This is a genomic window from Salinispora sp. CH2A1_6, assembly GCF_056820975.1.
In genome coordinates, this window is the sequence record NZ_JBXEDG010000001.1 from 858,417 (window position 1) to 885,412 (window position 26,996).

27 protein-coding genes and 2 pseudogenes are annotated in these 26,996 nt (G+C 70.3%); 14 read left to right on the forward strand and 15 right to left on the reverse strand.

Annotation, left to right across the window (positions count from 1 at the left end; translation table 11 throughout):
• Positions 1 to 85 precede the first annotated feature (85 nt).
• Positions 86 to 532: a DoxX family membrane protein gene (locus AC1UKG_RS04090; RefSeq protein WP_018741986.1), complete on the reverse strand. Its 447-nt coding sequence runs from the start codon at positions 530 to 532 to the stop codon at positions 86 to 88.
• Between the two features lie 81 nt (positions 533 to 613).
• Here AC1UKG_RS04090 and AC1UKG_RS04095 point away from each other — a divergent pair, with 81 nt between their 5' ends.
• Positions 614 to 1,243 carry a TetR/AcrR family transcriptional regulator gene (locus AC1UKG_RS04095; protein ID WP_018814315.1) on the forward strand — a complete coding sequence of 210 codons (630 nt, stop codon included), beginning with the start codon at positions 614 to 616 and terminating at the stop codon, positions 1,241 to 1,243.
• Here the strand turns inward: AC1UKG_RS04095 and AC1UKG_RS04100 are convergent.
• The gene (locus AC1UKG_RS04100) at positions 1,152 to 1,709 is read right to left on the reverse strand and encodes a MarR family transcriptional regulator (RefSeq protein WP_018741988.1); all 558 of its coding nucleotides are present in this window, start codon (positions 1,707 to 1,709) and stop codon (positions 1,152 to 1,154) included. The two genes, AC1UKG_RS04095 and AC1UKG_RS04100, sit on opposite strands and share 92 nt — an antisense overlap.
• 53 nt (positions 1,710 to 1,762) lie before the next feature.
• Between AC1UKG_RS04100 and AC1UKG_RS04105 the strand changes: the two genes are divergently transcribed.
• On the forward strand, positions 1,763 to 3,388 hold the full coding sequence (locus tag AC1UKG_RS04105; RefSeq protein ID WP_482643182.1) for a DHA2 family efflux MFS transporter permease subunit: 1,626 nt from the start codon (positions 1,763 to 1,765) through the stop codon (positions 3,386 to 3,388).
• 32 nt (positions 3,389 to 3,420) lie between these two features.
• On the opposite strand, the gene AC1UKG_RS04110 is transcribed toward AC1UKG_RS04105, so the two are convergent.
• The 5 genes from AC1UKG_RS04110 to AC1UKG_RS04130 form a co-directional block, all read right to left on the reverse strand.
• Complete coding sequence (locus AC1UKG_RS04110) at positions 3,421 to 4,860, reverse strand: GuaB1 family IMP dehydrogenase-related protein (protein WP_018741990.1); 1,440 nt, start codon at positions 4,858 to 4,860, stop codon at positions 3,421 to 3,423.
• Positions 4,861 to 4,999: 139 nt separating this feature from the next.
• Positions 5,000 to 6,751: an acetyl/propionyl/methylcrotonyl-CoA carboxylase subunit alpha gene (locus AC1UKG_RS04115; protein ID WP_482641832.1), complete on the reverse strand. Its 1,752-nt coding sequence runs from the start codon at positions 6,749 to 6,751 to the stop codon at positions 5,000 to 5,002.
• 133 nt (positions 6,752 to 6,884) lie between these two features.
• Complete coding sequence (locus AC1UKG_RS04120) at positions 6,885 to 7,538, reverse strand: O-methyltransferase (RefSeq protein WP_018741992.1); 654 nt, start codon at positions 7,536 to 7,538, stop codon at positions 6,885 to 6,887.
• Between the two features lie 40 nt (positions 7,539 to 7,578).
• Positions 7,579 to 8,259: a Maf family nucleotide pyrophosphatase gene (locus AC1UKG_RS04125; protein ID WP_026325061.1), complete on the reverse strand. Its 681-nt coding sequence runs from the start codon at positions 8,257 to 8,259 to the stop codon at positions 7,579 to 7,581.
• A 96-nt stretch (positions 8,260 to 8,355) separates the two neighbouring features.
• Positions 8,356 to 8,949, reverse strand: coding sequence for a hypothetical protein (locus tag AC1UKG_RS04130; protein ID WP_155244453.1), 594 nt, complete (start codon positions 8,947 to 8,949; stop codon positions 8,356 to 8,358).
• A gap of 272 nt (positions 8,950 to 9,221) precedes the next feature.
• Between AC1UKG_RS04130 and AC1UKG_RS04135 the strand changes: the two are divergent.
• Positions 9,222 to 10,460, forward strand: a pseudogene (locus AC1UKG_RS04135) (serine/threonine-protein kinase); the annotation flags it as partial.
• A 97-nt stretch (positions 10,461 to 10,557) separates the two neighbouring features.
• Here the strand turns inward: AC1UKG_RS04135 and AC1UKG_RS04140 are convergent.
• Positions 10,558 to 10,770 (reverse strand): acyl-CoA carboxylase epsilon subunit, encoded by a 213-nt coding sequence (locus AC1UKG_RS04140; RefSeq protein ID WP_475888806.1) that lies wholly within the window; start codon positions 10,768 to 10,770, stop codon positions 10,558 to 10,560.
• Between the two features lie 91 nt (positions 10,771 to 10,861).
• Here AC1UKG_RS04140 and AC1UKG_RS04145 point away from each other — a divergent pair, with 91 nt between their 5' ends.
• From AC1UKG_RS04145 to AC1UKG_RS04160, 4 genes are all read left to right on the forward strand, one after another.
• Positions 10,862 to 12,754, forward strand: a complete 1,893-nt coding sequence (locus AC1UKG_RS04145) for a serine/threonine-protein kinase (RefSeq protein ID WP_029122721.1) — start codon at positions 10,862 to 10,864, stop codon at positions 12,752 to 12,754.
• A 75-nt stretch (positions 12,755 to 12,829) separates the two neighbouring features.
• The gene (locus tag AC1UKG_RS04150; RefSeq protein WP_018741995.1) at positions 12,830 to 13,573 is read left to right on the forward strand and encodes a M50 family metallopeptidase; all 744 of its coding nucleotides are present in this window, start codon (positions 12,830 to 12,832) and stop codon (positions 13,571 to 13,573) included.
• A gap of 108 nt (positions 13,574 to 13,681) precedes the next feature.
• Positions 13,682 to 14,182, forward strand: coding sequence for a sigma factor-like helix-turn-helix DNA-binding protein (locus tag AC1UKG_RS04155; protein WP_018741996.1), 501 nt, complete (start codon positions 13,682 to 13,684; stop codon positions 14,180 to 14,182).
• Positions 14,175 to 15,065 (forward strand): hypothetical protein, encoded by an 891-nt coding sequence (locus AC1UKG_RS04160; protein ID WP_018814536.1) that lies wholly within the window; start codon positions 14,175 to 14,177, stop codon positions 15,063 to 15,065. The genes AC1UKG_RS04155 and AC1UKG_RS04160 overlap by 8 nt, the downstream gene beginning before the upstream one ends.
• An 8-nt stretch (positions 15,066 to 15,073) precedes the next feature.
• Here the strand turns inward: AC1UKG_RS04160 and AC1UKG_RS04165 are convergent, their stop codons facing one another.
• Positions 15,074 to 16,657 (reverse strand): acyl-CoA carboxylase subunit beta, encoded by a 1,584-nt coding sequence (locus AC1UKG_RS04165; RefSeq protein ID WP_482641831.1) that lies wholly within the window; start codon positions 16,655 to 16,657, stop codon positions 15,074 to 15,076.
• A gap of 85 nt (positions 16,658 to 16,742) precedes the next feature.
• On the opposite strand from AC1UKG_RS04165, the gene AC1UKG_RS04170 reads away from it, so the two are divergent.
• Positions 16,743 to 17,618, forward strand: a complete 876-nt coding sequence (locus tag AC1UKG_RS04170) for a biotin--[acetyl-CoA-carboxylase] ligase (protein ID WP_018741999.1) — start codon at positions 16,743 to 16,745, stop codon at positions 17,616 to 17,618.
• Between the two features lie 125 nt (positions 17,619 to 17,743).
• Positions 17,744 to 18,310 (forward strand): PH domain-containing protein, encoded by a 567-nt coding sequence (locus AC1UKG_RS04175; RefSeq protein ID WP_026271499.1) that lies wholly within the window; start codon positions 17,744 to 17,746, stop codon positions 18,308 to 18,310.
• A 73-nt stretch (positions 18,311 to 18,383) separates the two neighbouring features.
• Here AC1UKG_RS04175 and AC1UKG_RS04180 read toward each other — a convergent pair whose 3' ends face one another.
• The 3 genes and pseudogenes from AC1UKG_RS04180 to AC1UKG_RS04190 all read right to left on the reverse strand — a co-directional run.
• The gene (locus tag AC1UKG_RS04180) at positions 18,384 to 19,079 is read right to left on the reverse strand and encodes a GtrA family protein (RefSeq protein ID WP_018742001.1); all 696 of its coding nucleotides are present in this window, start codon (positions 19,077 to 19,079) and stop codon (positions 18,384 to 18,386) included.
• Positions 19,080 to 19,143: 64 nt separating this feature from the next.
• On the reverse strand, positions 19,144 to 19,719 hold the full coding sequence (locus AC1UKG_RS04185; protein ID WP_018814537.1) for a GtrA family protein: 576 nt from the start codon (positions 19,717 to 19,719) through the stop codon (positions 19,144 to 19,146).
• A gap of 141 nt (positions 19,720 to 19,860) precedes the next feature.
• Positions 19,861 to 19,945, reverse strand: a pseudogene (locus tag AC1UKG_RS04190) (GtrA family protein); the annotation flags it as partial.
• 135 nt (positions 19,946 to 20,080) lie between these two features.
• Between AC1UKG_RS04190 and AC1UKG_RS04195 the strand changes: the two are divergent.
• From AC1UKG_RS04195 to AC1UKG_RS04205, 3 genes are read left to right on the forward strand one after another with little or no spacing between them, the layout of a single operon-like run.
• A complete protein-coding gene (locus tag AC1UKG_RS04195) occupies positions 20,081 to 21,922 on the forward strand; it encodes a phosphoenolpyruvate carboxykinase (GTP) (RefSeq protein ID WP_018742003.1) in 1,842 nt (613 codons plus the stop codon).
• Between the two features lie 42 nt (positions 21,923 to 21,964).
• Positions 21,965 to 23,185 carry a geranylgeranyl reductase family protein gene (locus AC1UKG_RS04200; RefSeq protein ID WP_482641830.1) on the forward strand — a complete coding sequence of 407 codons (1,221 nt, stop codon included), beginning with the start codon at positions 21,965 to 21,967 and terminating at the stop codon, positions 23,183 to 23,185.
• A gap of 31 nt (positions 23,186 to 23,216) precedes the next feature.
• Positions 23,217 to 23,987, forward strand: coding sequence for an isoprenyl transferase (locus tag AC1UKG_RS04205; RefSeq protein ID WP_018742005.1), 771 nt, complete (start codon positions 23,217 to 23,219; stop codon positions 23,985 to 23,987).
• A gap of 113 nt (positions 23,988 to 24,100) precedes the next feature.
• On the opposite strand, the gene otsB is transcribed toward AC1UKG_RS04205, so the two are convergent.
• The 3 genes from otsB to AC1UKG_RS04220 all read right to left on the reverse strand — a co-directional run bounded on the left by otsB (position 24,101) and on the right by AC1UKG_RS04220 (position 25,982).
• Positions 24,101 to 24,925: a trehalose-phosphatase gene (gene otsB / locus AC1UKG_RS04210; RefSeq protein WP_018742006.1), complete on the reverse strand. Its 825-nt coding sequence runs from the start codon at positions 24,923 to 24,925 to the stop codon at positions 24,101 to 24,103.
• Between the two features lie 100 nt (positions 24,926 to 25,025).
• Positions 25,026 to 25,379 carry a hypothetical protein gene (locus AC1UKG_RS04215; RefSeq protein WP_018742007.1) on the reverse strand — a complete coding sequence of 118 codons (354 nt, stop codon included), beginning with the start codon at positions 25,377 to 25,379 and terminating at the stop codon, positions 25,026 to 25,028.
• Between the two features lie 159 nt (positions 25,380 to 25,538).
• A complete protein-coding gene (locus tag AC1UKG_RS04220) occupies positions 25,539 to 25,982 on the reverse strand; it encodes a helix-turn-helix domain-containing protein (protein ID WP_018742008.1) in 444 nt (147 codons plus the stop codon).
• 266 nt (positions 25,983 to 26,248) lie between these two features.
• Here AC1UKG_RS04220 and AC1UKG_RS04225 point away from each other — a divergent pair, with 266 nt between their 5' ends.
• The gene (locus tag AC1UKG_RS04225; RefSeq protein WP_018742009.1) at positions 26,249 to 26,593 is read left to right on the forward strand and encodes a hypothetical protein; all 345 of its coding nucleotides are present in this window, start codon (positions 26,249 to 26,251) and stop codon (positions 26,591 to 26,593) included.
• A gap of 31 nt (positions 26,594 to 26,624) precedes the next feature.
• Positions 26,625 to 26,996, forward strand: a complete 372-nt coding sequence (locus AC1UKG_RS04230; protein WP_018742010.1) for a hypothetical protein — start codon at positions 26,625 to 26,627, stop codon at positions 26,994 to 26,996.

A 26,996-nucleotide genomic window follows, 5' to 3' on the forward strand; every position in this document is an offset into this window, starting at 1 on the left:
GCCCGGGCGGTCAGGATGACCAGCGCCCGAGTGGCGCGTCCTGGCGGGGGGTTACGGTCACCCGGGCAGGTTAGTGGTCGGATCGTCAGGCGCCAACCGAAATGGCGACGGCGGTGGCGACGAAGACTCCCTGGATGGCGGTACGGGCGGCCAGCGGGGTGACGGGACGGCCGGCCAGGGTGAGCTTGCGCCGTGCCCCGGACACGTTCGCCGGGAACATCGCCAGCATCAGGACGGCCAGCCCGGCGGCGGCCCACCGAGCAGTGGAAGGAGCCAGGAGCGCCGCCGCGCCGAGTAGCTCCAGCACCCCGGTGAGGGTGACCAGGAACGTGGGGTGGGGGAGCCGTGGTGGCACCAGCGCGACCAGGTCGGCCCGGCGTCGTGGGCTGAAGTGCGCCAGGCCGGTGACCGTGAGCATCAGGGCGAGCCCCACCCGCAGCGCGGGATGCCAGCCGTCGAGCGCACCCACGCCGGCCAGACCGGCCAGTCGGGCCAACCCGGTGCCGGCCACCAGTGTGATCAGTGGAACCATCGGAACCTCCAAACCGGATCTTGTCGGTGGCAAGACTGCCTCCGTCGGCAAATCTTGTCAACGGCAAGATATGCTTCCCGGATGACCGGTGCACGTGGCTACCATCACGGCGATCTTCGGCGGGTCCTGCTCACCGCCGCCGTGGTGGCGATCGAGGAGTCCGGGCCCGCCGCCCTGAGCCTGCGGGACCTCGCCCGCCGAGCCGGCGTGTCGCATGCGGCGCCCGCCCATCACTTCGGCGACAAGTCGGGGCTGCTGACCGCGCTCGCGGTCGAGGGCTTCGACCTGCTCGCCGCGGCCCTGCAGACCGGCGACAGCCTGCTCGAGATGGGGGTGGCCTACGTGGACTTCGCCGTCCGGCGTCGGGCGCACTTCGAGGTGATGTACCGCCCCGACCTCTACCGCGTTGACGCGCCGGAGGTGGTGGCGGCCCGAGGACGATCGCGTGCGGTCCTGCGTTCGGCAGTGGCGGACCTGCCGCCGGGACCGGGCGCGGTGGGCGGCGTCGCCGGGGACGCGCTGGCCGCCTGGTCCATCGTGCATGGCTTCGCCACCCTGTGGAACGCGGGTGCCCTGCCGGACGAGGCGGGGGATGATCCGCGGGAGGCCGCACGCGTCGTTATTCGTCGGCTGTTCGGATCCCGCGTGGCGGACGTGGACGCGCGAGGTCGGGCGGCTCCTCCTGCGCGGTCACCACGTACTCCCGCATAACCTCGGCCACCTCCCGCAGGAAGGTGGCCGTGGCGGCTGCCTGCTCCGGCGTGAGCCGGTCGACGGCCTGCTCGATGCCGGCCAGCATCGGCCGCAGTGCCGCCGACACCTCGTCGTACCCCTGGTCGGTGACCTGCAGCGCCACCCGGCGACGATCCTGTGGATGCGGCGTGCGGGCCAGGTGACCGGCGCGCACCAGCCGATCCACCAGCGCGGTGGCCGAGGCGGACCGGATGCCGAGGTGGTTGCCCAACTCCACCGGGCCGAGTGGGTCCGGGCTGGCGGCGAGGTGGTCGATGGCGGCGGCGTCGGTGACCCCGATCCCGAGCCGGTGGGCCAGTGCCCCCCGGGTGCTGCTGGCGGCCCGGATCACCTCGCGCAGGGCCCGGGCGGTTCGGCTGGTCGAGGGCGCTTCGCTGTACGGCCCGCGACGCGAGCCGGCGGTAGTTGACGCGGCGCTGTCCACGGGACGAAGCTAGCAGCTCAGGTAGCTAGACAAACTAGCGATCGGAGCGAAATATGCCGGAGCAGGGACGTGGCCGCTGGTGGGGGCTGCTCGCCATCAGCCTCGGAGTCGCCACGATCATCGTCGACGTGACGATCGTCAACGTCGCCGTCCCGGCGATCATCGCCGACCTCGGCGTCAGCTCCGCCGGGGCGCAGTGGGTCCAGGAGGCGTACACCCTCGTCTTCGCCGCCCTGCTCCTGGTCGCCGGCCGCTTCGCTGACCGCGCCGGCCGGCGACGAATGTTCGTCGTCGGTGTGCTGGTCTTCGTCGTCGCAAGCCTGCTCGCCGCGTCCGCCGGCTCCGGTGCGGAGCTGATCGGGGCGCGGGTGCTCCAAGGGCTCGGCGGCGCGATGATGCTGCCCACCTCACTGTCCCTGTTGAACGCGAACTTCGCCGGCCGAGAGCGGGCGATCGCCTTCGCGGTCTGGGGCTCCACGATCGGCGGGGCCGCCGCGCTCGGCCCGCTGCTTGGCGGCTGGCTCACCACCGAGCTCTCCTGGCGGTGGGCATTCGGCATCAACCTCCCGATCGGCCTGCTGGTCGTCACCGCCACGCTCGCGCTGGTCCCCGAATCCCGCGACGACCGGGTCGAGCGCGGCATCGACCTGATCGGGGCGCTGCTGTCGGTGCTCGGCATGACCGGCGTCGTCTTCGCCCTCATCGAGGGGCGCACGTATGGCTGGTGGGGGTTGGCGAAGCCGGTCAGTATCTTCGGCCTGGACTGGCCCGCCGCGATCTCCCCGGTGCCGGTCGTCGGGCTGACTGGCCTGGCCGCCCTTGCCCTTCTGGTCACCCACCAGGTGCGCCGCAACCGGCTCGGTCGGCCGGCGCTGGTCGACCTGTCGCTGTTTCGGATCGGCTCCTTCCGGACCGGCGTCACCGCCGCCGCGATCGTCAGCCTGGGCGAGTTCGGTCTCCTCTTCGCGCTCCCGCTCTGGTACCAGAACGTCCTCGGCTACAGCGCCTTCCACACCGGCCTGGCGCTGCTGCCCCTCGCCGTCGGGAGCTTCCTCTCCAGTGCCCTCGGAGCGCTTCTCGTCAAACGGTGGGGTACCACCCGGGTGGTGCAGCTCGGCGTAGCCGCGGAGATCGCCGGCATCGCCGGACTCGGCCTCGTGGTCGCCCCCGACACCCGCTGGTGGGCTCCGCTCGGCCTGCTCTTCGTCTACGGCGTCGGCGTCGGTCTGGCCACCGCCCAACTCACCGGGGTGTCGCTGCGTGAGGTGCCGGTCCGGCGCAGCGGCCAGGGGTCCGGGGTGCAGAGCACGGCGCGGCAGTTCGGATCCGCCCTCGGCATCGCTGTGCTCGGCACGGTCCTCTTCGCCGGGCTCAGCGGGCTTCTCGGCGCGCGCCTCGCTGATCGGTCCGAGCTTGGCTCCACCCAGCGTGACCAGGTGGTGACCGAGGTTCGGGAGAGTGGCGGAGCGGCGATCGCCGGGCTCGCCGCCGACCCCCGCACCGCGCCGATCGCCGAGGAGGCGAAGGCCGCCTTCGCCGACGCCACCCGGTACGCCGCCTTCACCGCCGCCGGCTTCCTGCTCATCGGGCTGATCGCCTGCGCCCGACTACCGCGGGATCGCCCCGGGGTAGCGGACCCGGCGCCGACGCCACAACCGGTGGCCAGTCCGGCCAGCTAGCCGTGGCGGGCTGCCGGCACCGAGTGGTCGAGTCACCAACTCGTCGGGAGCGGCATCCCCTCGGTGTAGCCGGCCGCGCTCTGCACCCCGACCAGCGCCCGCTCGTGGAACTCGGTGAGGTTGTGCGCCCCGGCATAGGTGAAGGCGCTACGTACCCCGGAAATGATCTCGTCAACGAGGTCCTCCACGCCCGGCCGCTCCGGGTCCAGGTACATCCGCGCCGACGAGATGCCCTCCTCGAAGATCGCCTTCCGGGCGCGGTCGTACGCGGAGTCCTCCGCCGTCCGCGCGCTGACCGCCCGGGCCGAGGCCATGCCGAAACTCTCCTTGTAGCGGCGGCCGTCGGCGTCGGAGTAGAGGTCGCCCGGGGACTCGTAGGTGCCGGCGAACCAAGAACCGATCATGACGTTTGAGGCCCCCGCGGCCAGTGCCAACGCCACATCGCGGGGGTACCGGACCCCGCCGTCTGCCCACACGTGCCGGCCCAGTGCCCGCGCCGCCGCGGCACAGTCCAGGACCGCCGAGAACTGGGGTCGCCCCACCCCGGTCATCATTCGCGTGGTGCACATCGCGCCCGGCCCCACGCCGACCTTCACGATGTCCGCACCCGCCGCAACGAGATCACGCACGCCGTCGGCGGTGACCACGTTGCCGGCCGCGACCGGTACGGCCGGATCGAGCGCGCGTACCGCCCGGAGGGCGGAGATCATCCGTTCTTGGTGGCCGTGCGCCGTATCCACGACCAGGGTGTCCACCCCGGCCTCCAGGAGGGCTCGCGCCTTGCCGGTGACGTCGCCGTTGATGCCCACCGCCGCGGCGATGCGCAGCCTGCCCCGGTCGTCGAGTGCCGGTCGATAGAGCGTGGCGCGCAGCGCACCCGACCGGGTCAGCACGCCGACCAAGCGCTCCTGGTCGTCCACCACCGGTGCCAGCCGACGCCGGCCGGCCGAGAGCCGGTCGAAGCCGGTACGCGGATCGGCGTCCGCCGAAACAGTGTGCAGCTCCGCCGACATCACGTGCCGTAGCTGCGCGAACCGGTCCACGCCCACCGTGTCCGCCTCGGTGACCACCCCGACCGGCCGGCCGGACTCGTCCACCACGACCACCGCGCCGTGCGACCGCTTCGGCAGCAGGTGGATGGCGTCGCCGACGGTATCGGTCGGACCCAGGGTGATCGGGGTGTCGTACACCAGGTGCCGCTGCTTGACCCAGGCGACGACGTGCGCGACCACGTCGATCGGGATGTCCTGCGGGATGACCGCGATGCCACCCCGTCGGGCCACGGTCTCGGCCATCCGCCGCCCCGCGACCGCGGTCATGTTCGACACCACCAACGGGATGGTGGTGCCGGTGCCGTCACCGGTCGAGAGGTCGACGTCGAGCCGGGACGCCACCTCGGAGCGGGCCGGGGCCATGAAGACGTCGTTGTAGGTCAGGTCATGCGCGGGGACCGCGCCGTGAAGGAACCGCACTCGGCCATCATGACTGGCTGACTCGGCTCGCGTTCCCCGGGTCGGGCAACATCCCGCCGTCTGGCTGCCGGGCGGCGCCCGCAGCGCGGGCGGCCGGGTCGTCGGTGTACGTCCTCCGAACCGCGGCAGCCAGCGCCGCTCAGGCGATGGTGCAGATCGCGCCGCCAGCGGTGATGACCGCGCCGATCTCGGCGGCGAGGCTGCTGACCGTGCCCGCCTGGTGCGCGTGCAGCGGCTGCTCCATCTTCATCGCCTCCAAGACCACGACCAGGTCGCCCTCGGCCACGATGTCTCCGTCGGCGACCGCGATCTTCACGATCGTGCCCTGCATGGGGGAGGTGAGCGTGTCGCCGCTGACCGCGGCCCCGGCCTTCGCCCCGCCGCGCCGACGGGCCGGCTTCTTCGCCGTGGGCGTGGCGGTGGCCGTGCCGGCGCCGAAGCCGGCCGGGAGGCTGACCTCCAGCCGCTTGCCGCCCACCTCCACCACCATGGTGTCGCGCTCCGCCGGGCCCTCGGTGGGGCTGGCCGTGGCGGTGAAGGCCGGCACGGTGTTGTCGAACTCGGTCTCGATCCACCGGGTGTGCACGGTGAACGGCTCGGCGGTGAAGGCCTCGTCCCGGACCACCAGCCGGTGGAAGGCAAGCGCGGTGGCCATGCCCTCGACCACCATCTCGTCCAGCACGCGACGGGCCCGCTCCAGGGCCTCGGTACGCGTCTCGCCAGTCACGATCACCTTGGCGAGGAGCGAGTCGAAGTTGCCGCCAATCACATCGCCGGCGGAGACACCGGTGTCGACCCGTACTCCCGGGCCCGTCGGCAGGCGCAGCGCGGTGATCGTGCCCGGGGCGGGCAGGAAGCTCCGGCCCGGGTCCTCACCGTTGATCCGGAACTCGATGGAGTGTCCGCGGGGCGTTGGGTCCTCGGTGAACCGCAGCTGCTCCCCGTCCGCGATGCGGAACTGCTCCCGGACCAGGTCGACACCGGCCGTCTCCTCGGTCACCGGATGCTCCACCTGAAGTCGCGTGTTGACCTCCAGGAAGGAGATGGTGCCGTCGGCGCCGACCAGATACTCGACGGTGCCGGCACCGTGGTAGCCGGCCTCCCGACAGATGGCCTTGGCCGAGTCGTGGATCTGCTGTCGCTGCGCGTCGGTGAGGAACGGCGCCGGCGCCTCCTCGACCAGCTTCTGGTGCCGGCGCTGGAGGGAGCAGTCCCGAGTGCCCACCACGACGACGTTGCCGTGCTGGTCGGCGAGGACCTGGGCCTCGACGTGCCGAGGCTGGTCCAGGTACCGCTCGACGAAACACTCACCCCGGCCGAACGCGGCGACCGCCTCCCGGGTGGCCGACTCGAACAGGTGGGGGATCTCCTCCATGGTTCGGGCCACCTTGAGGCCGCGACCGCCCCCGCCGAAGGCCGCCTTGATGGCGACCGGCAGGCCGTGGTCGGCGGCGAAGGTCAACACCTCGTCGGCGCTGCCGACCGGGTCCGGGGTGCCGGGGACCAGCGGCGCGCCCGCGCGTTGCGCGAGGTGCCGGGCGGTTACCTTGTCCCCCAGGTCGCGGATCGCCTGCGGGTTCGGCCCGACCCAGGTCAGCCCGGCGTCGATCACCGCCTGGGCGAAGTCGGCGTTCTCGGAGAGGAAGCCGTAGCCCGGGTGCACCGCGTCGGCACCCGATCGCGTCGCGACATCGATCAGCTTCTCCATGCGCAGGTAGCTGTCGGCGGCGGTGTCACCGCCGAGCGCGTACGCCTCGTCGGCCAGGGTGGCGTGCAGGGCGTCGCGGTCGGAGTCCGCGTAGACGGCGACGCTGGCCAGGCCGGCATCGCGGCACGCGCGAATAACGCGGACAGCGATCTCGCCGCGGTTGGCGATGAGTACCTTGCGCACCTTGGGGGCTCCTCCCGGGGTGTTCGTTGACGGGGAGTGTAACGGCCCTGCCGAAGCTCCCTAACGAGCGCTAAGTGTGGGATGCCGCACTGCCCGTTCACCAACCGTCCCGCAGCGCCGCGCGGCGGGCCGGTCAGCGCACCCGGGCCAGGGTCAGTCCGTCGGCGATCGGCAGCATCACCGGGTCCACCCGTACGTCGGCCAGCACCTCGTCGTTGAACGCGGCGATGGCCCGGTCGGCGTCGTCCTGCGGGGCGAGCACCCGCCCGTCGCGGAGGACGTTGTCGACGGCGATCACTGCGCCGGGCCGCATCCGGGGTACCAACTCCGCCCAGTAGGCCGAGTAGCCGACCTTGTCCGCGTCGATGAAAGCGAAGTCGAGGTGACGGTTGGCCGGTAGCTCCTGCAGCGTCTCTCCGGCGGGGCCGATCCGCAGCTGCACCCGGTCGTCCACGCCGGCCCGGGCCCAGTGGCGCCGAGCGATCCCGGTGAACTCCTCCGAGACGTCGAAGCAGGTCAGCTGCCCGTCTTCGGTCAGCCCGCGGGCGATCGCCAGCGCGGAGAGCCCGGTGAAGGTGCCGACCTCGACTGCTCGTCGCGCCCCCAGCAGCCGGGTCAGAAAGGTCAGGAACGCGGCCTGTTCCGGTGCCACCTGCATCTTCGCGTCTTCCGGCAGGTGCGCCCGGGTCTCCTCGATCAGGTCGAGCATGACCTCATCCGGTGGGCCACCGTGGGCGACCAGGTATGCGTGCAACTCCGACGTCAACGGGATGGACTTGGTGGTCAACGCTGCTCCTTCGTGCTCTCGACGGCGATACTCTCGCCGGTCAGGCTCCAGGGTGTGGCTTTGCGGCGGCCGGGGTGCCGGACTGTGTGGCGCTCGATGTGCCCCGGCTCCACAGGTCGGTGATCTGCAGATCCAGCTCGGCCAGGAGACGGCGCAGTAGCGGCAGGGAGAGGCCCACCACCGTGCTGGGGTCGCCCTCGATCCGTTCCACGAACGGTCCACCCAACCCATCGATCGTGAACGCGCCGGCCACTGCCAGGGGTTCACCCGTGTTGACGTACGTGGCGATCTCGTCGTCACTCACCGCGGCGAAGTGCACGGTCGTAGCGGCGACGGCCTCTGCCCGTCGGTCGGCCGTCAGGTCAATGAGGCAGTGCCCGCTGTGCAGGATTCCGCTGCGCCCCCGCATCCGCTCCCACCGGCGGATGGCGTCGGCCCCATCGGCGGGCTTGCCGAAGATCTCGCCATCGAACTCCAGCACCGAGTCGCACCCGATCACCAGGGTGCGCTGGTCCTTGGTCGGGCGCTGCCGGGTCAGGACCGCCTGCGCCTTCAACCGGGCCAGCTCAAGGCAGAGTTCATCCGCGCGATCGCTGACCACGAGGGACTCGTCAACGCCGCTGACCAACACCTCCGGTTCGATCCCCGCTGCCTGGAGGGTCTTGCGGCGGGCAGGGCTCGCGGAGGCGAGGACGAGGCGAGGCGGTAGAGATCCAGACACGACGCAGACGTTACCCGCTTCGTCCCGGTGCTTGGGACGCTGTGGCCCTGGCCAGTGGGATCACCGCGACGGGACCCGGCTGCGTGGTCAGCAACGTCAATCGGTGCAGTCGATGGCGGGGTCGGTCGGCCCGTCCTTCGGCGGGCGGAGCGTCGGACTCACCCCCTGGACTGTCTCCCCCCGCTGGTCGGGATCCCAGGTGCGCGCCGTCTCCTCGGAGTTGAGGTGGTGTGTCGGGCCCCCCGGGCGGCCAGTCGGCACCGAGGACCCCGCTGCGGCCCCGAAGGGCGGGATGGTGGGATCGCCGGGGAAGCCCTTGCCGCCCCTCGGGCGAGAACCGGCTCCGCCGGTGGGTGCGGTGCCCGCGCCGCCACCGCCGATCACTCCGCCGCGGGGCCGGCGTGGCGGGCCGTCGGTGGGGGAGGGGCAGCCCGATCCCGGGCTCGTGCCGGTGCTGAGCGCCGGAGTGGTCCGGGTCTTCGACGGGGCCGGCGTTGGCGTGGAGGTGGCTCCAGGCGACGGTGGCGACGGGGGTGAAAGGGGCGCGGGAAGACTCGACTTCGGGCCTGCCGCCCCGGGCTTGTAGGAACGCTCCTGGTGGAGCTTCGCCTGGTGCTCCTCAGGTATCTCCACCACGCCGCTGAGGCTCGGAGACTGGGCCGCTGGACGACCCTCACCCTCCTCGACCATCGTCCCTCCCTTTCTGTCACCGCGCCGTTTCCATGAGTGAGGGTAGCGGGTGCGGGATGGGAGTTGCAGTCTTGAATAAGTGCATTTCGGATGAGAAGCCTAGGGTGGGCGCACCTCATAGTGGAGTCAACCGCTCGCGTCAACGTGAATCGTGGACGCGGGAACCGACAGTCAGCCCCACCGGCTCTGGGCGCTACCGTGGCGCGGATCTGCGGTGGGCGGTGGCGTGCCACCCGACCGGCTGTTTCCGGCGCCGGGTACCGTTTCAGGCGATGTCGAACGCACCTTCGGAACTTGTCGCTGGCCGGTACCGGCTTTTGTCGCCGATCGGCCAGGGTGGCATGGGTCGGGTGTGGAAGGCGCAAGACGAGGTGCTGCATCGGACTGTGGCGATCAAGGAGTTGGTTCCGCCGCCCAGTCTTACCGATGAGGAGCGTCGTGAGATGCGGGAGCGTTCGCTGCGTGAGGCGCGGGCGATCGCTCGTCTCAATCACGTCAACGTCGTTCGTATCTTTGATGTGTTGCGTACCGATGGTGATCCGTGGATTGTGATGGAGTACGTGGCGTCGAAGTCCCTCCAGGGCACGCTTGCTGAGCAGGGGCCGGTGTCGTCGGCTCAGGCGGTGCAGATTGGTCTTGGGGTGCTTGGTGCGCTGCGGGCGGCGCACAGGGCGGGTGTGATGCACCGTGATGTCAAGCCGGGCAACGTGCTGCTCGCTGAGGACGGGCGGGTGGTGTTGACCGACTTCGGGCTTGCCACTGTTCCGGGTGACCCGAATGTCACCCGCACCGGCATGGTGCTCGGTTCTCCCGCCTACATCGCACCCGAGCGGGCGCTGGATGGCACCGCGGGGCCGGAGGCGGATCTCTGGTCGCTGGGCGCGACTCTGTATGCGGCGGTTGAGGGTAAGTCGCCGTACGCGCGTTCCTCGGCGATCGCGACCCTCGCGGCGCTGGCGACCGAGCCGCCGCCGCCGCCGAAGAACGCCGGCCCGCTGCGCCCGGTGCTCAACGGCCTGCTGTGCAAGGATCCGACCGAACGGATCACCGCCGAGGTGGCGGAGCGGCTACTGCGCCGAGCCGGCGCCCCCTCGACAGCGATGCCGGCCAACGCCCGCCCGGCCAACCCACCCTCGGCCAACGCCCGCCCGGCCGCGCCGGTCGGCCCTCCGGCGGCCCGAGCAGACGCCGGGCCGACGGTGAAGGCCGGTGAGTCGGGTGTCCCGGCATTGCCCGTGCCCCCGCCAGCCGCGCCCGGTGCCGGTGCGCAGCGCTACTCCACCCGCCGCAGACGGCTGTTCAGTGCCGTGGCGGGTCTGCTCCTGCTCGGTGCCGTGCTGTTCTCCGGGTGGCTACTCGCCACCGAACCGATGATCGGTGCCGTGGCGGGTCTGCTCCTGCTCGGTGCCGTGATGGCCTATCCCCGGCGCATCCCGGACGACGACGGAGCAGGTCCGGATGCCGTCCTGCCCGGCGCCGTGCCCGCCGAGGCTCCGGCGCGTTCGACGGCCGGGGGCGACTAGATCGGGTGGTGAGCCGGGGGTGGGCTCGCCGGCACCGGGATCCTCGGTGCGGACCGGATAACCCGGTGTGGGGCGGAAGTCGTCGTCAGCGGGGCAGGCCGGAGGCGCGCCAGGCGTCCGGGCCGACGGTGTGGCCGCTACTGGCGGGGCGGGCGCCGCGTGCCCAGACGGAAACCGTAGGTGGGGCGGGGGGTGCCGCCGGCCGGGGGTGAACGACGATCGCGCCCACCAGGGCGGCCAGCTCCTCAGCGGTCGGCGTGCCGTGAACGACGCGGAACAGTGGCTCCTCGGCAGACATGGCGTCAGCGTACGCCTGGAGTTTGGATCTTCGTTGTGCGGTGGCGTGCCGCCCGAGTTGCCGCCGCTGCCGCCGGGTACCGTTTCAGGCGATGTCGAACGCACCTTCGGAACTTGTCGCTGGCCGGTACCGGCTTTTGTCGCCGATCGGCCAGGGTGGCATGGGTCGGGTGTGGAAGGCGCAAGACGAGGTGCTGCATCGGACTGTGGCGATCAAGGAGTTGGTTCCGCCGCCCAGTCTTACCGATGAGGAGCGTCGTGAGATGCGGGAGCGTTCGCTGCGTGAGGCGCGGGCGATCGCTCGTCTCAATCACGTCAACGTCGTTCGTATCTTTGATGTGTTGCGTACCGATGGTGATCCGTGGATTGTGATGGAGTACGTGGCGTCGAAGTCCCTCCAGGGCACGCTTGCTGAGCAGGGGCCGGTGTCGTCGGCTCAGGCGGTGCAGATTGGTCTTGGGGTGCTTGGTGCGCTGCGGGCGGCGCACAGGGCGGGTGTGATGCACCGTGATGTCAAGCCGGGCAACGTGCTGCTCGCTGAGGACGGGCGGGTGGTGTTGACCGACTTCGGGCTTGCCACTGTTCCGGGTGACCCGAATGTCACCCGCACCGGCATGGTGCTCGGTTCTCCCGCCTACATCGCACCCGAGCGGGCGCTGGATGGCACCGCGGGGCCGGAGGCGGATCTCTGGTCGCTGGGCGCGACTCTGTATGCGGCGGTTGAGGGTAAGTCGCCGTACGCGCGTTCCTCGGCGATCGCGACCCTCGCGGCGCTGGCGACCGAGCCGCCGCCGCCGCCGAAGAACGCCGGCCCGCTGCGCCCGGTGCTCAACGGCCTGCTGTGCAAGGATCCGACCGAACGGATCACCGCCGAGGTGGCGGAGCGGCTACTGCGCCGAGCCGGCGGCAAACGTTCGCAGCTCATCCCGCTGCTGTCCGGGGTGCGCCGGCCTGGGCCGAACCGTCGCGAGGGGCGGACGCCCGCAGCTGTGCCGGCGCCGCGACCGGCGCCGAAGCTTCCCGAATCCCCGGTGCCGGCCGCACCGGCATCCGCGCCGCCGCCACCGGCATCCCCACCGTCGCCACCGGCGGTCGCGCCGTCGGCCGATGCCGCCCCCACCGCGAAGGTGACCGGCACCGGTCCGACCGCACCGGTTGACCCTCCGGTGGACCGAGTCGATGCCGACCCGACAGCGAAGCTGGGTGGGCCGTCGGCTGCCCTGACATCGGCGGTGCCCTCGCCCGGCGGGCCCACCGGTACGAAGCGCTACGCCACCCGTCGCAATGTGTTCATCGGTGCCGTGGTTGTCCTGCTCCTGCTCGGTCTCGTGGTGGCCTATCCCCGGCTCGCCACCGAGGACGACGGAGCGGATCCGGGTGCCGTCGCGACCGGTGCCGGGCCCACCGCGGCTCCGGCCAGCTCGGCTCCGAGCGCCGCGGCGTCAACGAGTCCTCCGCCGGCCAGCGCCAGCTCTCCGCCGACCAGCGGCAGCCCGACGCCGAGCGGCACGGCGGGCGCGGCCCTGCCGGCCGGCTGGAAACTACACCAGGACGCCACGGGATTCGTGGTGCCGGTGCCGCCGGGGTTCGACCTGGACTATCGCCGAAAGTGGGGTCGGGGGCCGGAGGACTATCGGGTCCGGTTCTCCGATGGCCAGGGACGGGCCCTGCTCATCGACCAGACGACGACGCCATTGGACGATGCCGAGGCCGACTGGCGTAAGCAGGAGGCCGCCCGACGCGGCAACTACCGTGGCTACCAGCACGTCAAGATTGTTTCAGTGGACTACTGGGATGAGGCCGCCGACTGGGAGTGGATCTTCGATGACGATTACGGACGTCGGCTGCACGTCCGTAATCGTGGCTTCGTGACCGCGCCCGACAAGGGGTACGCGATCCGCTGGGACTGCCCGGAGAACGACTGGGCGGCGAACGAGCCAGTCTTTGCGATCATCGCCGCCGGGTTTGTGCCAGTACGTAGCTGATCTCGTCCCGCGCGGCCGCCGGCGGCCAGATCGGGCCGGGAGCCGGCGGGGACGAGGGCGGTAGGCTCCCCGCCCATGGTGTCGATCGACGGTCTGACCGGTATCTGGGACACACTGCTCGGCGCGCAACCGGACCCGCCTCCGTTGTTGGTGCTGCTGACCGGGGTGGGGGCGCTGGTGGTGGTCAGCACCGGTCGACCCTGGCGGGTCGCCCGCAACGCGGTGACCATCGCCCACGAGGGCGGGCACGCCCTGGCCGCCCTGCTCACCGGCCGTCGCCTGCACGGCATTCGGCTGCACTCGGACACCTCCGGGCTCACCCTCTCCGCCGGCCGTCCCACCGGTCCCGGCATGGTGATCACCCTGCTCGCCGGCTACCTGGCTCCACCGCTGGTCGGGCTCGCCGGCGCCGGGATCCTCGGTGGAAACCGGATCACCCTGCTGTTGTGGATCGCCGTCGCACTGCTGCTGGCCATGCTGGTCCTGATCCGCAACGTCTTCGGAGTGCTGTCGCTGGTGGTTACCGGGGGGCTTGTACTCGTCGTCTCCTGGTACGCCGCACCGCAGGTGCAGGCGGCGTTCGCATACACCGGAGTGTGGTTCCTGCTGCTCGGCGGTGTCCGCCCGGTGGTCGAGCTGCAACGGCTACGCGCCCGCGGCCGGATGCCCGCCTCCGACGCCGACCAACTCGCCGGCATCACCCCCTTCCCCGCGTTCTTCTGGGTCACGGTGTTCGCCCTGGTCAACCTGGTCGTGCTGGGGTTTGGCGCGGCGTTGTTGGCCGGCCCGGCCCTGACCGGGTACGGGCTGACCGGTTGAGCCGGTCAGCCCGGGATGGCCCGGTCGGGGCAGAAAAGCCGCGGCCTTCCGGCAACCTGGAGCCGGCGCTGGCGCGTGTCCTCTGCGACCGCCACGGGAGGTAGCCAGGTGCCGGATATCGAGGGGTTCGACGAGTTCTACCGGGGGAGTCGGCAGCGGCTGCTCGGCTTCGTGTACGTGCTCACCGGTGATCTCACCGAGGCTCAGGATGCGGTGCAGGAGGCGTATATCCGGGCCTGGCAGCGCTGGTCAAACGTGAGCGGGTACGACGACCCGGAGGCATGGGTACGGGTGGTGGCGAGCCGGGTCGCGGTCAGTCGCTGGCGCAGCCTACGCAGTCGTGCTCGGGCGTACCTGCGGCACGGTGCCGTCGGGAGCGTCCCCGCACCGAGCACCGACACGGTGGCGGTGGTCGCCGCGCTGCGCCGACTACCCGAGGAGCAGCGCATCGCGATCGCGCTCTACTACCTGGTGGGAATGCCCGTCGTCGAGGTCGCCCGGGAGACCAACGCCCCGGTAGGCACCGTCAAGGCCCGGCTGGCTCGGGGGCGGGCGGCTCTCGCCGGGCTGCTCGCCGTCGTTGATCTGGAGGAGGCCGTCGATGCGTGACGAGCTGAGCGCCGTCGAGTCCATGCAACGTGCCCTGCGCGACATCCGTTGGCCGGAGGCGGCGGAGCTCCGTGCTCGGGCCCGCCGTCGAAGCCGGCGGACCGTCCTGTTGGCGGGGGGAGTCCTGGTGGGGACCCTGGCGGTGGCCATCATCGCGGTGGTCAACCGTCCCTCGGGATACCAACCGTCCACTTCGGCACCGGTGCAGGCTGCGGTGGGCAGCGCTCCGGCGTCGACTGCCGGGCTGGTCGCGACGATGCGCTCCGACCTCCCGCCCGAGCTCTTCATCCAACAGTCGGACCTGGTGGTGCGCACCGAACTGCACCTCAAGGAGGCCGCTGCGGGCGGGAACGTCACGTTGGGCCTCGGGCGCGACCGATGTGGTTTGGGTTCGAGGGCGGAGGCCTGGATGAGCCGGTCGCAGACGTTGCTGCGGTGGTCGGCCGGCGGACCCGACCGACTCGGGGACGTCCTGGTCGTGCAGGATCTGTACCGGTTCCGCGACGATGCCGCGGCCCGCTTCTTCACCGAGGTCCGGCAGACGATTGTTGCCTGCCCCCAGCAGGGGGAGGTCTGGACGGCCGACTACGAAGGCAGGGGGGTCAACCTGCAGGCGGTGCACCGCTGGGACACTCCGCGGGTGGGCTTCGCCGGTGACGAGTCGCTGCTGCTACGGCACTCGTCCGCCCTGCTCCCCAATCCCGCGACGGGCGAGCTGCAGACCGTGGTGAACTCACCGGAGCTGCGGGTCGTGCTGCGCGTCGGTGACCTGGTTACGGTGCTCTTCGCCAGCATGGCCGGCGAGACGGAACTGGTCCGCCTCGCCGACGTGGCAGCCCGTCGAATGTGCATCGCTGCCAACCCGCCCTGCGAGCCACGCTGACCGCACACCTACAGCGGGATGTTGCCGTGCTTCTTCGGGGGAAGGGTTTCGCGCTTGGTGCGCAGCACTCGCAGTGCGCGGACGATCTGTGCCCGGGTTTCGTGCGGCGGGATGACCGAGTCGATGTACCCGCGCTCGGCGGCGATGTACGGATTGGCGAGGGTGTCCTCGTATTCCGTGATCAGCTCAGCACGCCGCGCCGCCGGATTGGTGGCGCCGGCCAGCTCCTGCCGGTGCAGGATGTTGACCGCCCCCTGCGCCCCCATCACTGCGATCTGGGCGGTCGGCCAGGCGAAGTTCAGGTCAGCGCCGAGGTGCTTGGAGCCCATGACGTCGTACGCGCCGCCGTACGCCTTGCGGGTGATGACGGTGACCTTTCCGACGGTGGCCTCGGCGTAGGCGTAGATGAGCTTCGCGCCCCGGCGGATGATGCCCTCCCACTCCTGGCTGGTGCCGGGGAGGAAACCGGGTACGTCCACGAAGGTGATTACCGGAATGTTGAACGCGTCGCAGGTGCGGACGAAGCGCGCGGCCTTCTCCGACGCGGCGATGTCCAACGTGCCGGCGAAGTGCATGGGCTGGTTCGCGACCACGCCGACCGGCCGGCCCTCGACCCGGCCGTAGCCGACGATCAGGTTCTGTGCGTACAGCGGTTGCACCTCGAGGAACTCGCCCTCGTCGAGGACGTGCTCAATGACCTGGTGCATGTCGTATGGCTGGTTCGCCGAGTCCGGGATGAGGGTGTCCAGCTCCCGGTCCTCGTCACTGATCTCGAGGTCCGGGTCGACCGGGTACGTGACCGGCTCGTCCAGGTTGTTCGACGGCAGGTACGACAGCAGCGCCTTGACGTACTCGATCGCGTCCTCCTCGTCGGTGGCGAGGTAGTGCGCGTTGCCGCTACGCGAGTTGTGGGTACGGGCGCCGCCCAGCTCCTCCATGGCGACGTCCTCACCGGTGACGGTCTTGATCACGTCCGGGCCGGTGATGAACATGTGCGAGGTGTGGTCCACCATGACGGTGAAGTCGGTGACCGCCGGCGAGTAGACGGCGCCGCCCGCGCACGGGCCGAGAATGAGCGAGATCTGTGGGATGACGCCACTGGCCCGTACATTGCGGAAGAAGATCTCGCCGTAGAGGCCGAGCGAGGCGACACCCTCCTGGATGCGGGCACCGCCGGAGTCGTTGATCCCGATGACCGGGCACCCGATCTTCATGGCCAGGTCCATCACCTTGACGATCTTCTCGCCGAAGACCTCGCCGAGGGAGCCGCCGAAGACCGTGAAGTCCTGCGCGAAGACGCAGACCTGGCGGCCGTCGATGGTCCCGTAGCCGGTGATGACGCCGTCGCCGTAGGGGCGGGTCTTCGCCAGCCCGAAGTTGGTGGACCGGTGTCGGGCCAGCTCGTCCAGTTCGACGAAGGAATCGGGGTCGAGGAGGAGCTCGATCCGCTCCCGTGCGGTCTTCTTGCCCCGTGCGTGCTGTTTGTCCACGGCGCGTGCCGATCCGGCGTGCACCGCCTCGTCGATCCGACGCTCCAGGTCCGCCAGCTTGCCCGCGGTGCTGTGGATGTTGGTCCCGGTCTCGGTAGTCACCAAGGGAATATAACGATGGTTCAGCTCGGTGCCGCTGTGCAGTGCGCCTCACCACCGGTCATCGGGAGGGTCGTAGGCTGGCGGGATGCTGGGTTCCCCGTACACCGATCTGGATCGCCCGCCGTTGTCGGTGGTGCGGCTGCGCCGCGCGTTGGTCGCGCCGCATGGTCCGTGGGCCCGGCTGGAGCTTCTCGCCGAGACCGGTTCGACCAACGCGGACGTGGCCGACTACGCCCGCTCCGGGGAGCCGGAGGGCCTGGTACTGGTCGCGGAGCGGCAGCGTGCGGGGCGGGGCCGGCGGGGCCGCGACTGGCAGTCGCCGGCTCGGGCGGGCATCGCGACCAGCGTCTTGCTTCGGCCGGGGGAGGCGGTGGCCGAGCGGGGCTGGGCAGCGGTACCACCGTCGGCGTACGGGTGGCTGCCGCTGCTCGCCGGAGTGGCGTTGGTGGAGGCGGTGACCCGGCTGGCCGAGCTGGAGGCCACCCTGAAGTGGCCGAACGATCTGCTTGTCGGTGCGGCGAAGTGCGGCGGGATCCTGGCCGAGGGGGTGCCGGTGGCGGGCGTGGCTGCGCCCCCCGCGATCGTTCTCGGTATCGGTCTGAACGTGACTGTTCGTGCTGACGAGTTGCCGGCGAACCCGACCGGTCTGCCGGCAACCTCGTTGCAGTTGGTCGGTGCGGCGGCGACCGACCGGGATCCGTTGCTGCGGGCGCTGCTCCGGTCGCTGGGTGACTGGTATGGGCGTTGGCGGGCTGCGGACGGTGATGCGGTGGCGAGCGGCCTGCGAGCGGCGTACCTGGCCGTCTGTGCCACCGTGGACCGTCCGGTCCGGGTGCTGCTGCCGGATGGTGGCGAGCTGACCGGTACGGCGACCGGCGTTGACGCCGACGGCCAGCTGGTGGTGGCGACCCCGGAAGCCACCCGGCACCTCTCCGCCGGCGACATTCTGCACCTGCGCTGAACGGCCACTGCTGACCCGGCGGGGCTGGCTCGGCGGTGTCCATCGTCGTCCGGCCCGCGCGGCTGATGCCCTGTGGTCGGGTGAGCGGTTACGGTCTGCGCGTCCGATCTGCGCTGGAGGTATCCGTGGCGTTTCCTGAGGACGTGCTCACCGAGGACGAGCACGTCGTGCTGCACCTGCATCCGCACTGGAAGGCCCTGGTCCGGCCGGTCGCGGTGACGGTTCTCGCCGTCGCGGTGGTGGCGGCGGTCCTGGTGCTGGCTCCCGGTGGGGCCGGTCGGGCGGTGCTGTTGGTGCTGCTCGGCGGGTTGGCGCTGGTGGGGGTGCTCTGGTTCGCGCTCTGGCCGGTGCTGGTCTGGCGGGCGACCCACTACCTGTTCACCGACGAGCGGGTGCTCATCCAGCAGGGTGTGCTCTCCCGCGACCGCCGGGACATTCCGCTTACCCGGGTGACCGACCATGCGATGCAGCAGCGCTTCAGTGAGCGGCTGTTCGGCTGCGGCACCCTGACCATCGATTCCGCCGGGGAGCGGGGGCGGTCGGTGTTGGGCGATGTGCCGCAGGTGGGGCGGGTGCAGACCACCCTCTACGAGCTGGTGGAGGCGCAGTACGACCGACAGCCGTCCGGCGACGAGCTTCGGGAGGCGCTGACCGAGGTCCAGGACGGCAAGCCGCTACGGGAACCGGGCTGAGTGGGTTCGTCGTGGGGTGGGTGGGCCGGCGCGCACCGGCTCCGGAGCCGGTGGTCAGGGGTGACGGGCCCGGTCAGGCGCGACGAGATCGGCGAGTGCTCGCCTGGAGTTCCGCAGCGAGCTCGGCTGCCAGCTCCCGGTCCAGGTCGAGGCGGGCGTCCAGCGGGATGGTCAGGCCTTGGACCGGTGTGCGGTGCGGTTGGTGGGTGCCCGGTGGCGGGGCGCTTTCCTCCAGCTCGGAGACCGACTCCGCCAGCTCGGCGACCGGGTCCATCTCGGCCATCGTGTCCCACTCGTCGCGGGGGATGCTGTGCCAGTTGTTCGCGGCCGGCGCTGGCGCCGGCTGGAAGACGAACGTCCGGTAGGACCAGAACCGGAACAGCGTCGCCAGCACGATACCCATCGTCTTGGCGAGGTTGAGAGCGAGCAGGCTGGTCACGCCGAGGCCGTATTTGGCCGCGGCCAGCACGCCCAGTTCGATGAGGAGCCCTGCGCCGTTAAAGAGGAAGAAAAGGACATACTCGCGCTGAACCGCTGTTTTCGGGCGATCGCGGTACGTCCAGTGGCGATTCATCAGGTACGACGTGATCGTCGCCGTGATGGTGGCGACGACCGTCGCCTTCAGCGCGCCGCCCTGGAAGACAGTGAGTGCAAGGGCGTTGAACACCGCGTAATTGATGACGGTGTTGACGCCCCCGACGATGCCGAACTTCAGCGCCTCGTGGACGAACTTCTGCCAGCGCTCGGGCAGGAGACGGACAAGACGCATGCGGAACACCTTAGGCGAGTGGACTGGGCCGGGACCGTCCCGGCCTGGCGAGATGGGCGCCAGGTCACGCCCGGTATCGGTCGTGCTTCGCTTTCGGTGCGGCAGGAGTTCCCGCTGGTACGAAGACGAACCGTCGATAGGACCAGAACCGGAAGAGGGTCGCCAGCCCGGTGCCGACGAGATAGCTGGCGATGTTGTCCGCCAGCGGGGTCTGGAAGACCTCCGGCCAGATCTGGCCCAGGCCGTAGCGGCTGATCGCCAGGACCGCCACGGTGATACCAAGGCCCACCGTGTTGAAGATGAAGAAGAGCGCGTACTCGCGGGCCGGGTTGCCGCCCCGACGGTGCCGCCACGTCCAGAACCGGTTGCCGAGGAAGGCGAAGGTCGCCGCCACCACCGTGGAGATGGTCTTCGCGGTCACCTGCTCGACCTCCTGCACCGAGGTCAGGAAGTTGAACAGGGCGAAGTCAACGAGGAAGGCGACGCCGCCCACAGTGGCGAACTTGCTCAACTCGTGGACGAGGTGACCGAACCGGTCCAGCAGGGAGTGGATGAGACCTGGCCGAGTCCGCCGGGAGCCGGGCTCCCCGGCCATCGTCGCTGCCACCGAGCGAGCGTACCGGGTGCGGGCCCGCGGCACGGGTAGCACCGGCCGGCATGGCTGATCCCGGGCAGTGGTGCTGAGCGGAACGTAACCGTGTGCCGCGGGGTCTCCCGGGCGATCCGCCCAAGCGGGGCCGGATCACCGGGCGTACCGGACGACGACGGGCCAGATGTTTCGTCACTGGATTTGCGTGAAACTGCGCGTGAAAGCGGGTATTAGCTCGCGATGCCGCAGCTGGGCCGTACCTTGTGCAGTTCTTCACAACCAGTCCCACTGACTGGTGGCGCAAGCCGGTTTACGCTGAGGCCAATCCCAGGTTTCACGTAGGCGACGCACCGCGCCGTCAAGCCTCGTGCATCCCATAGACCGGTCAGCGTCGACCACAAGGAGATGTGTCATGGTTGCTCCGGCGACTGTTCGGGGTATCGATCAGGCCCCGACATCCCACCCCAAACTGCTTGCCTGGGTCCGTGAGATCGCGGAACTGACCACCCCGGACCGTGTGGTCTGGGCCGACGGGTCAGAAGAAGAGTGGCGTCGTCTCACCGACGAACTCGTCGAGGCCGGCACCCTGGTCCGACTCAATCCGGAGAAGAAGCCCAACTCGTTCTACGCGCGGACCGACCCGACGGATGTGGCGCGGGTCGAGGAGCGCACCTTCATCTGCTCGGTGGACGAGGCAGACGCCGGTCCGACCAACAACTGGATGGCGCCCGCCGAGATGAAGCGGACGATGACGGAGCTGTACCGCGGCTGCATGCGCGGTCGCACCATGTACGTCATCCCCTTCTGCATGGGCCCGGTTGAGGCTGAGAAGCCGATGTTCGGCATCGAGATCACGGATAGTCCGTACGTGGTCGCCTCGATGCGGATCATGACCCGGATGGGTGCGAAGATCCTGGAGGCGATGGGCGACGACGCGGACTTCGTGCACGCCCTGCACTCGATCGGCGCGCCCCTCGCGCCGGGTCAGCAGGACGTGTCCTGGCCGTGCAACGAGACGAAGTACATCTCGCACTTCCCGGAGACCCGGGAGATCTGGTCCTACGGCTCCGGTTACGGCGGCAACTCGCTGCTCGGCAAGAAGTGCTACTCGCTGCGGATTGCCAGTGTCATGGGGCGGGACGAGGGCTGGCTCGCCGAGCACATGTTGATTCTCAAGATTACCTCTCCGGAGGGGAAGGTCTACCACATCGCCGGGGCCTTCCCGTCGGCCTGCGGCAAGACCAACCTCGCCATGCTGGAGCCGACCATTCCGGGCTGGAAGGTCGAGACCATCGGGGACGACATCGCCTGGATGCGGTTCGGCCCGGACGGACGCCTCTACGCGGTCAACCCGGAGTACGGCCTCTTCGGGGTCGCCCCCGGGACCGACTGGAAGACCAACGCCAATGCGATGCGGACGTTGGACCGCGGCAACTCCATCTTCACCAACGTGGCCCTCACCGACGACGGTGACATCTGGTGGGAAGGCATGGGCGAGCCCCCGACGCACCTGATCGACTGGAAGGGCAACGACTGGACGCCGGAGAGCGAGCACCTCTCCTCACACGCCAACAGCCGGTTCTGCACCCCGATCACCCAGTGCCCGATCCTTGCCGAGGACTACTACGACCCCAACGGCGTACCGATCGACGCGATCCTCTTCGGGGGGCGGCGGCGGGACACCGTTCCGCTGGTCACCGAGGCGCGGGACTGGGTGCACGGCGTCTACCTGGGTGCCACGCTCTCCTCGGAGACCACCGCCGCGGCCTCGGGGGCGGTCGGCGTCGTGCGCCGGGACCCGATGGCGATGCTGCCCTTCATCGGTTACCACGCCGGTGACTACTTCCGGCACTGGATCGAGATGGGCAAGGGCGCCGACGGTGACGAGTCGAAGCTGCCGAGCGTCTACTACGTCAACTGGTTCCGTAAGGACGCCGAGGGCAGCTTCCTCTGGCCGGGGTTCGGCGAGAACTCCCGGGTCTTGAAGTGGATCGTCGAGCGGCTCGAGGGCCGGGCCGACGCCGTGGAGACCCCGATCGGCATGGTTCCCGCCGAGGACGCGCTGGATGTTGAGGGTCTGGACATGACCTCCGAAGACATTCGGATCGCGCTGAAGGTCGACGTGAACGAGTGGCAGGCCGAACTGCCGTTGGTTACCGAGTGGTTTGAGAAGTTCGGGGACAAACTGCCCGGTGTCCTCTGGGCCGAGCTGGACGCGCTGCGTGCTCGGCTCGACGCGGAGCCGCAGAAGTAGCGGAAGTAGCGGAAGTGGCTGGGCCGGCGCCGCAGGCGGTGGATGATCCCTGCAACGGCCGCCGAGAGCAGTAGGTCGGCGGCGGAGAGGGGGCGCGACGTGGCGACCGGGCCGGCCGACGGGGGCGACGAGTTCGATGTCGTGGTGGTGGGGGCGGGGCCGGCGGGTTCGGCCGCCGCCATCGCCGCCCGCCGGACGGGAGCCCGAGTGCTCCTGCTGGATCGGGCCAACTTCCCCCGGGACAAGGCCTGCGGGGACGGGATCGCCGCGCATGCGCTGGATGTCCTGGCCGGGCTGGGGGTACCCGACCCGGTAGCCGGATACGCCCCGCTGCCCGCGCTTCGCCTGGTCGCCCCGGGCGGTCCGGCGGTGGCGCGGGCGCTGCCCCGCCCCGCGTACACGGTGCCCCGAACCGTCTTCGATGCTCGGTTGGTCGCGGCGGCGGTCGCGGCCGGCGCCCAGCTGCGCCAGCACGTGGTACGTCGGGTCGAGGTGCGGGCGGACCGGGTCGTGCTCGACGGGTGGATCGCCGGGCGGGCCGTGGTGGGTGCCGACGGTGCGGGCTCCGTCGTACGCCGGGCGCTGGGGCACCCCCCGAACCCCGACCGCCATCTGGCCCTGGCGATCCGGGGTTACGCCCCCGCGTCGTCCGGCCCACCAGAGCAGCTCATCGTCACGTCAGCCGCCCGCTGGCCGGCATACGCCTGGTCCTTCCCGATCGGCGACGGACGGGCGAACGTCGGGTACGGGGAGGTGCTTCGCGGCGAGCCGCTCACCCGGGAACACCTCCTTGCGCGGATTCCAGCGTTGCTACCCGGAGTCGATCCGGCGGCGGTTACCGCCCTGCGGGCCCATCACCTGCCGCTCTCCACCCACCGGCCAGTGTCGGGGCGAGCTCGGGCGGTGCTGGCCGGCGACGCGCTCTCGTTGATCAACCCGTTCACCGGGGAGGGGATCTTCTACGCACTGCTCTCCGGAGCGCTCGCCGGCACCGCGGCGAGTCGTACGCCGGAGCAGGCCGCTCGGCGCTACACCGCGGCGCTTCGTCGTCGACTCGGTGGTCATCTGCGGCACAGCTCGGTTGCGGCCTGGCTCGCCCGGCGGCGGTCGGTGGTTGACGCGGCGGTGTGGGCGGCCAACCGGGATGAGCAGGTGTACCGGGCGGTGGTGGAGTTGGGGCTCGGCGACGGCCGGTTGGACATCCGGACGTTGGCCATGATCGGGCGTCGCCTGGCCAGCGGGGATCGGCATCCCGAGCCGTGAGGCGTCGTTCCGGTCGCTACCCTGGCAGGTGATGACTCTGCGGGACGTTGTCTACTCGGTGTACGAACGCCGGCTCTCGGCCAAGCTGGCGGGCAAGCCGGTGCCTCAGCATGTCGGTGTGATGTGCGACGGTAACCGCAGGTGGGCGCGGGAGATGGGGTTTGTTGACCCCAACGACGGCCACCGGGTCGGCGCCGAGCGGATCAAGGAGCTGCTGCGGTGGTGTGACGCGGCCGGCGTCGGGCACGTGACGCTCTGGCTGCTCTCCACCGACAACCTTACCCGCCCGGCCGCTCAGCTTGATCCGTTGTTGCAGATCATCGAGGACCTGACGAGCGAGCTGGCCGAGGAGGCCAACCCCTGGCGGCTGCGGCTGGTCGGGGCGCTCGACGTGCTGCCGGCGCAGCACGCGGCGGCGCTCAAGGCAGCGGTGGAGCGGACCCGGGACCGGGTCGGCGGCGCACAGGTCAACATCGCCGTGGGCTACGGCGGTCGGCGCGAGATCGCCGACGCGGTGCGATCGTTCCTGCACGAGCACGCGAAGGCCGGCACCAGCATCGAGCAGCTGGCCGAGACGTTCGATGTCGAGCACATCACCGATCACCTCTACACCCGGGGGGTGCCGGACCCCGATCTGATCATCCGGACCAGCGGCGAACAGCGCATGTCCGGTTTCCTGCTCTGGCAGTCCGTCCACTCGGAGTTCTATTTCTGCGAGTTGAACTGGCCGGACTTCCGCCGGGTTGACTTTCTCCGCGCGCTGCGCTCCTACGCCACCCGTCAGCGCCGTTTCGGCATCTGATCGCCCTGGCACGGCCTCGGCCGCCCCGGGGCGGCCGGGCACATGGTCGTCGGCGGGTCACCCCACCGGGGGCGAGGTGCGCTCCGGCCGCCTGCTGCGTCGGAGCGTGGGAGTCAGGCCAGTCGGCGTGCGGCGGCGGTGAGGAAGTCGCCGAGCTCTGCGGGCGAGTCGATGGTCAGGTCCGCGGCGGCGGCAACCTCCTCGCCGGTCTCCGGGTTGGCGACGGCGACGCAGACGCCGAAGAAGTGCGGGTCGGCGGCGGCACGGGCGCGCAGCGCCGCAAAGGCCTTGATGTCCGATACGTCGTCGCCGAAGTACCAGGCGGCCTCCGCATCCCGCACCACCTCGTCGATGACCATGCCCTTGTCCCGGTCGACGGGAGGCTTCAGCTCCAGGACCATCCGTCCGGCCTGGACCCGGAGGCCGAGCTGCTCGGCCTGGGCGCGACCCCATTGGGTTACCGCCGGGCCGAGCTGCGGGGCGGTCCGCCAGTGCAGTGCCACCGAGAGCCGTTTGTACTCCACCAGGGTGCCCGCAGGGAGCTCGGTGCGGGCCTTGTCGGCGAGCTCCGCCATGGTTGGCACCCAGGGCAGCGCCGCCGGTTCGGTGACGGTTTCACCGCCGGAGTGGCTGTGCTCCAGCCCGTAGAGGCCGTAGAGGTCAACACCGGCCAGATCACCGAGGCGCTCGCGGAGGAAGTCGACCGGGCGGGCGGAGACGATCGCGATCCGACGGACGACGGGAGCGAGCGCCTCGATGGCGGTGAGCACCCTCGGTGCGGGGTGCACCGCCGTCGGGTCGTCCCGGACCGGCGCGAGGGTGCCGTCGAAGTCGAAGAAGAGGATGGTGCCGGCAGCCCGGGCAGCGGTTGTCTGCCAGGCGAGGTCGGCGGTGAACGGGGTCTTCGGCGGCTGCTTGCCCAGATTCAACGGCGGCACGCGCGACAGCGTACCCCGCTCGGAGCGGCTCAATCGTGGCCGTGAGGTACCCGGCCACCGGGCCGGGTGGCGGGTGAGTGACCGGCTTTGGTGGCGGTGTTCAGCGTTCGGCGGCTTCCCGTCCCCGACGCCCGATGGGAATGACGGTGGCTTCCCGACTGTGACTGAGCAGGTAGCCCTCGACGAAGCCGGAGTTTCGGTCCCCGGTGCTGGATTCGATCTCGTTGAGCCGCGCCACCAGGAACTCGGTGAGCGCGCTGATTCGGTCGTTGAGTCGGTCGTTGAGTTCGGCGAACACGGCCACGACGACGGCGGTGCCGGCGGCGGTGAGCGCGACGAGGTTGACGAGCAGGGGAAGCTGCCCGCCGTTGACCGCCAGGGTCACCGCGTTCCCGGTCACGCACAGCGTCAGGGACACGGTGCCAACCACGACTGCCAACCATTTCAGGGTCATGGACAGACCCCTCCTTCTGTCCCGCAGGGCTGGGTTCGGCCTTCCCGTCCCCCCGCCGACGACGAGCCCAAGCAGTACGAGTACGGACGCTAGCGTGCCGATCCGGGCCCGGGAGCGAAACGAATGAGTCTGACCTGCTGTTCTTTCGCCATCTGAGGATCATCCAACCTGTTTGCCCCGATTTGGTGCTGCTACGGGGAGAGTTGGACGATATGCGAGATAACGAATTGTTTCTCGAATGTGGAACTTCTCCGCGTCCGATACCTCGGGGTCAACCAGTCGACGCAGCAGTGCCTCGACATCGGGATCCATCGGGGGCAGGTCCGTCTCGGTTCGGTGAGGGGTGCTTCGTCGGTCCCAGCCCAGGGTGGTGAAGGCGGTTGCCGGGTCCAGCCCGAGTCCTTCACAGAACGCCACGACGCGTTCGGCCTCAGGGTCGCTGGCCCAGTCCCCCCGGACCCATCGGTTGATCGTCTGCCGGGAGACGCCGGTGCGCCGGGAGACCTCGGTGCCGCTCCAGGCGCGGGTGGCCCGGGCCTCGTCGAGCGCGCGACGGACGAAGGTGGCGAAGGCAATCTTCCGTGCGTTGGCCGTCTCGGTCACCTGGTGACCGTACGGCCACGGAGCCCTCGAGTGGTCTCCTGGCGCGCGGTTGTCACGCGAATGTGACGATACGCTCGGCTTTTCGTTGTCCGGGTGGGTGCTACTTGCCTGGCCCTCACCTGGGATGAATAGGTGGGAATGCGGTCGGGGGGAATCAGACGAAAAGCTGATACTGTCACGCTCGCGGGACACTCTACCGTGTGTCCGTGCAGGAGACGATGACTGCTTGCTCTCATGCGTGATATCTCCGGCACGAGGGGGACCTGGTGACCGAACTCGCCACCCGAGCGCAGGCCTTTGGCCTGATCGCCGCCGGGGTAGCCACCGGTTTGAGCGCGCCCTGGCGCCTCTACCTTGCCCGGGGTTCGCGTCACCTCTCCCTCAGCGTCGGGGATCGGGCGGAGTGGCATGCCTGGCGTACCCACCTCGGTTGTCCGGAACTCAGCGTCCGCGTCTACGACGCGGGTGGTGAGATTCGCCGCTCGTCGGTGGCCGAGGTTGTCCTGGACGGGTGCCGGATCAGCGTCGAGTTGGTCGAACAGGTCGGAACAGCCGACCTCGACCAGCTACTCGTCGTAGATCCCACCCCGGTTGAGCCGGAGGAACGATGAGTCCACACTGTCCGCGGTCCGGAGTGGCCGGATGAGCCCACTCCTCGCCCTGCTCCTCGTCTGCGTCCTGATCGCCACCAGCTATGCCGCAGGTCGCCTGCACGGTCAGCTCAGCTATCGGATCGGCTACCGGTTCGGCTACCGGCAGGGTTACTTCGACGGCGACCGCGGCGCCTGGAACCGGCGTCGGCGTGACGCCCAGGCGGCGATCGCGTCCGCGCTCGCCGGCCCGCCGCCGGTGAATCCGGCTCGTAACCGCGGCGCGCCACCGATGGCCCGCTCCGGAACCACCTACACCGGCTCGGCGGTGGCTCCGGCCGCTGGTCGACATCCGGCTGACTCGGCGGTGGCTCCGGCCGCTGGTCGGCACCCGGCCGGCACGCTGGTTCGGCGAAGCGGGTGA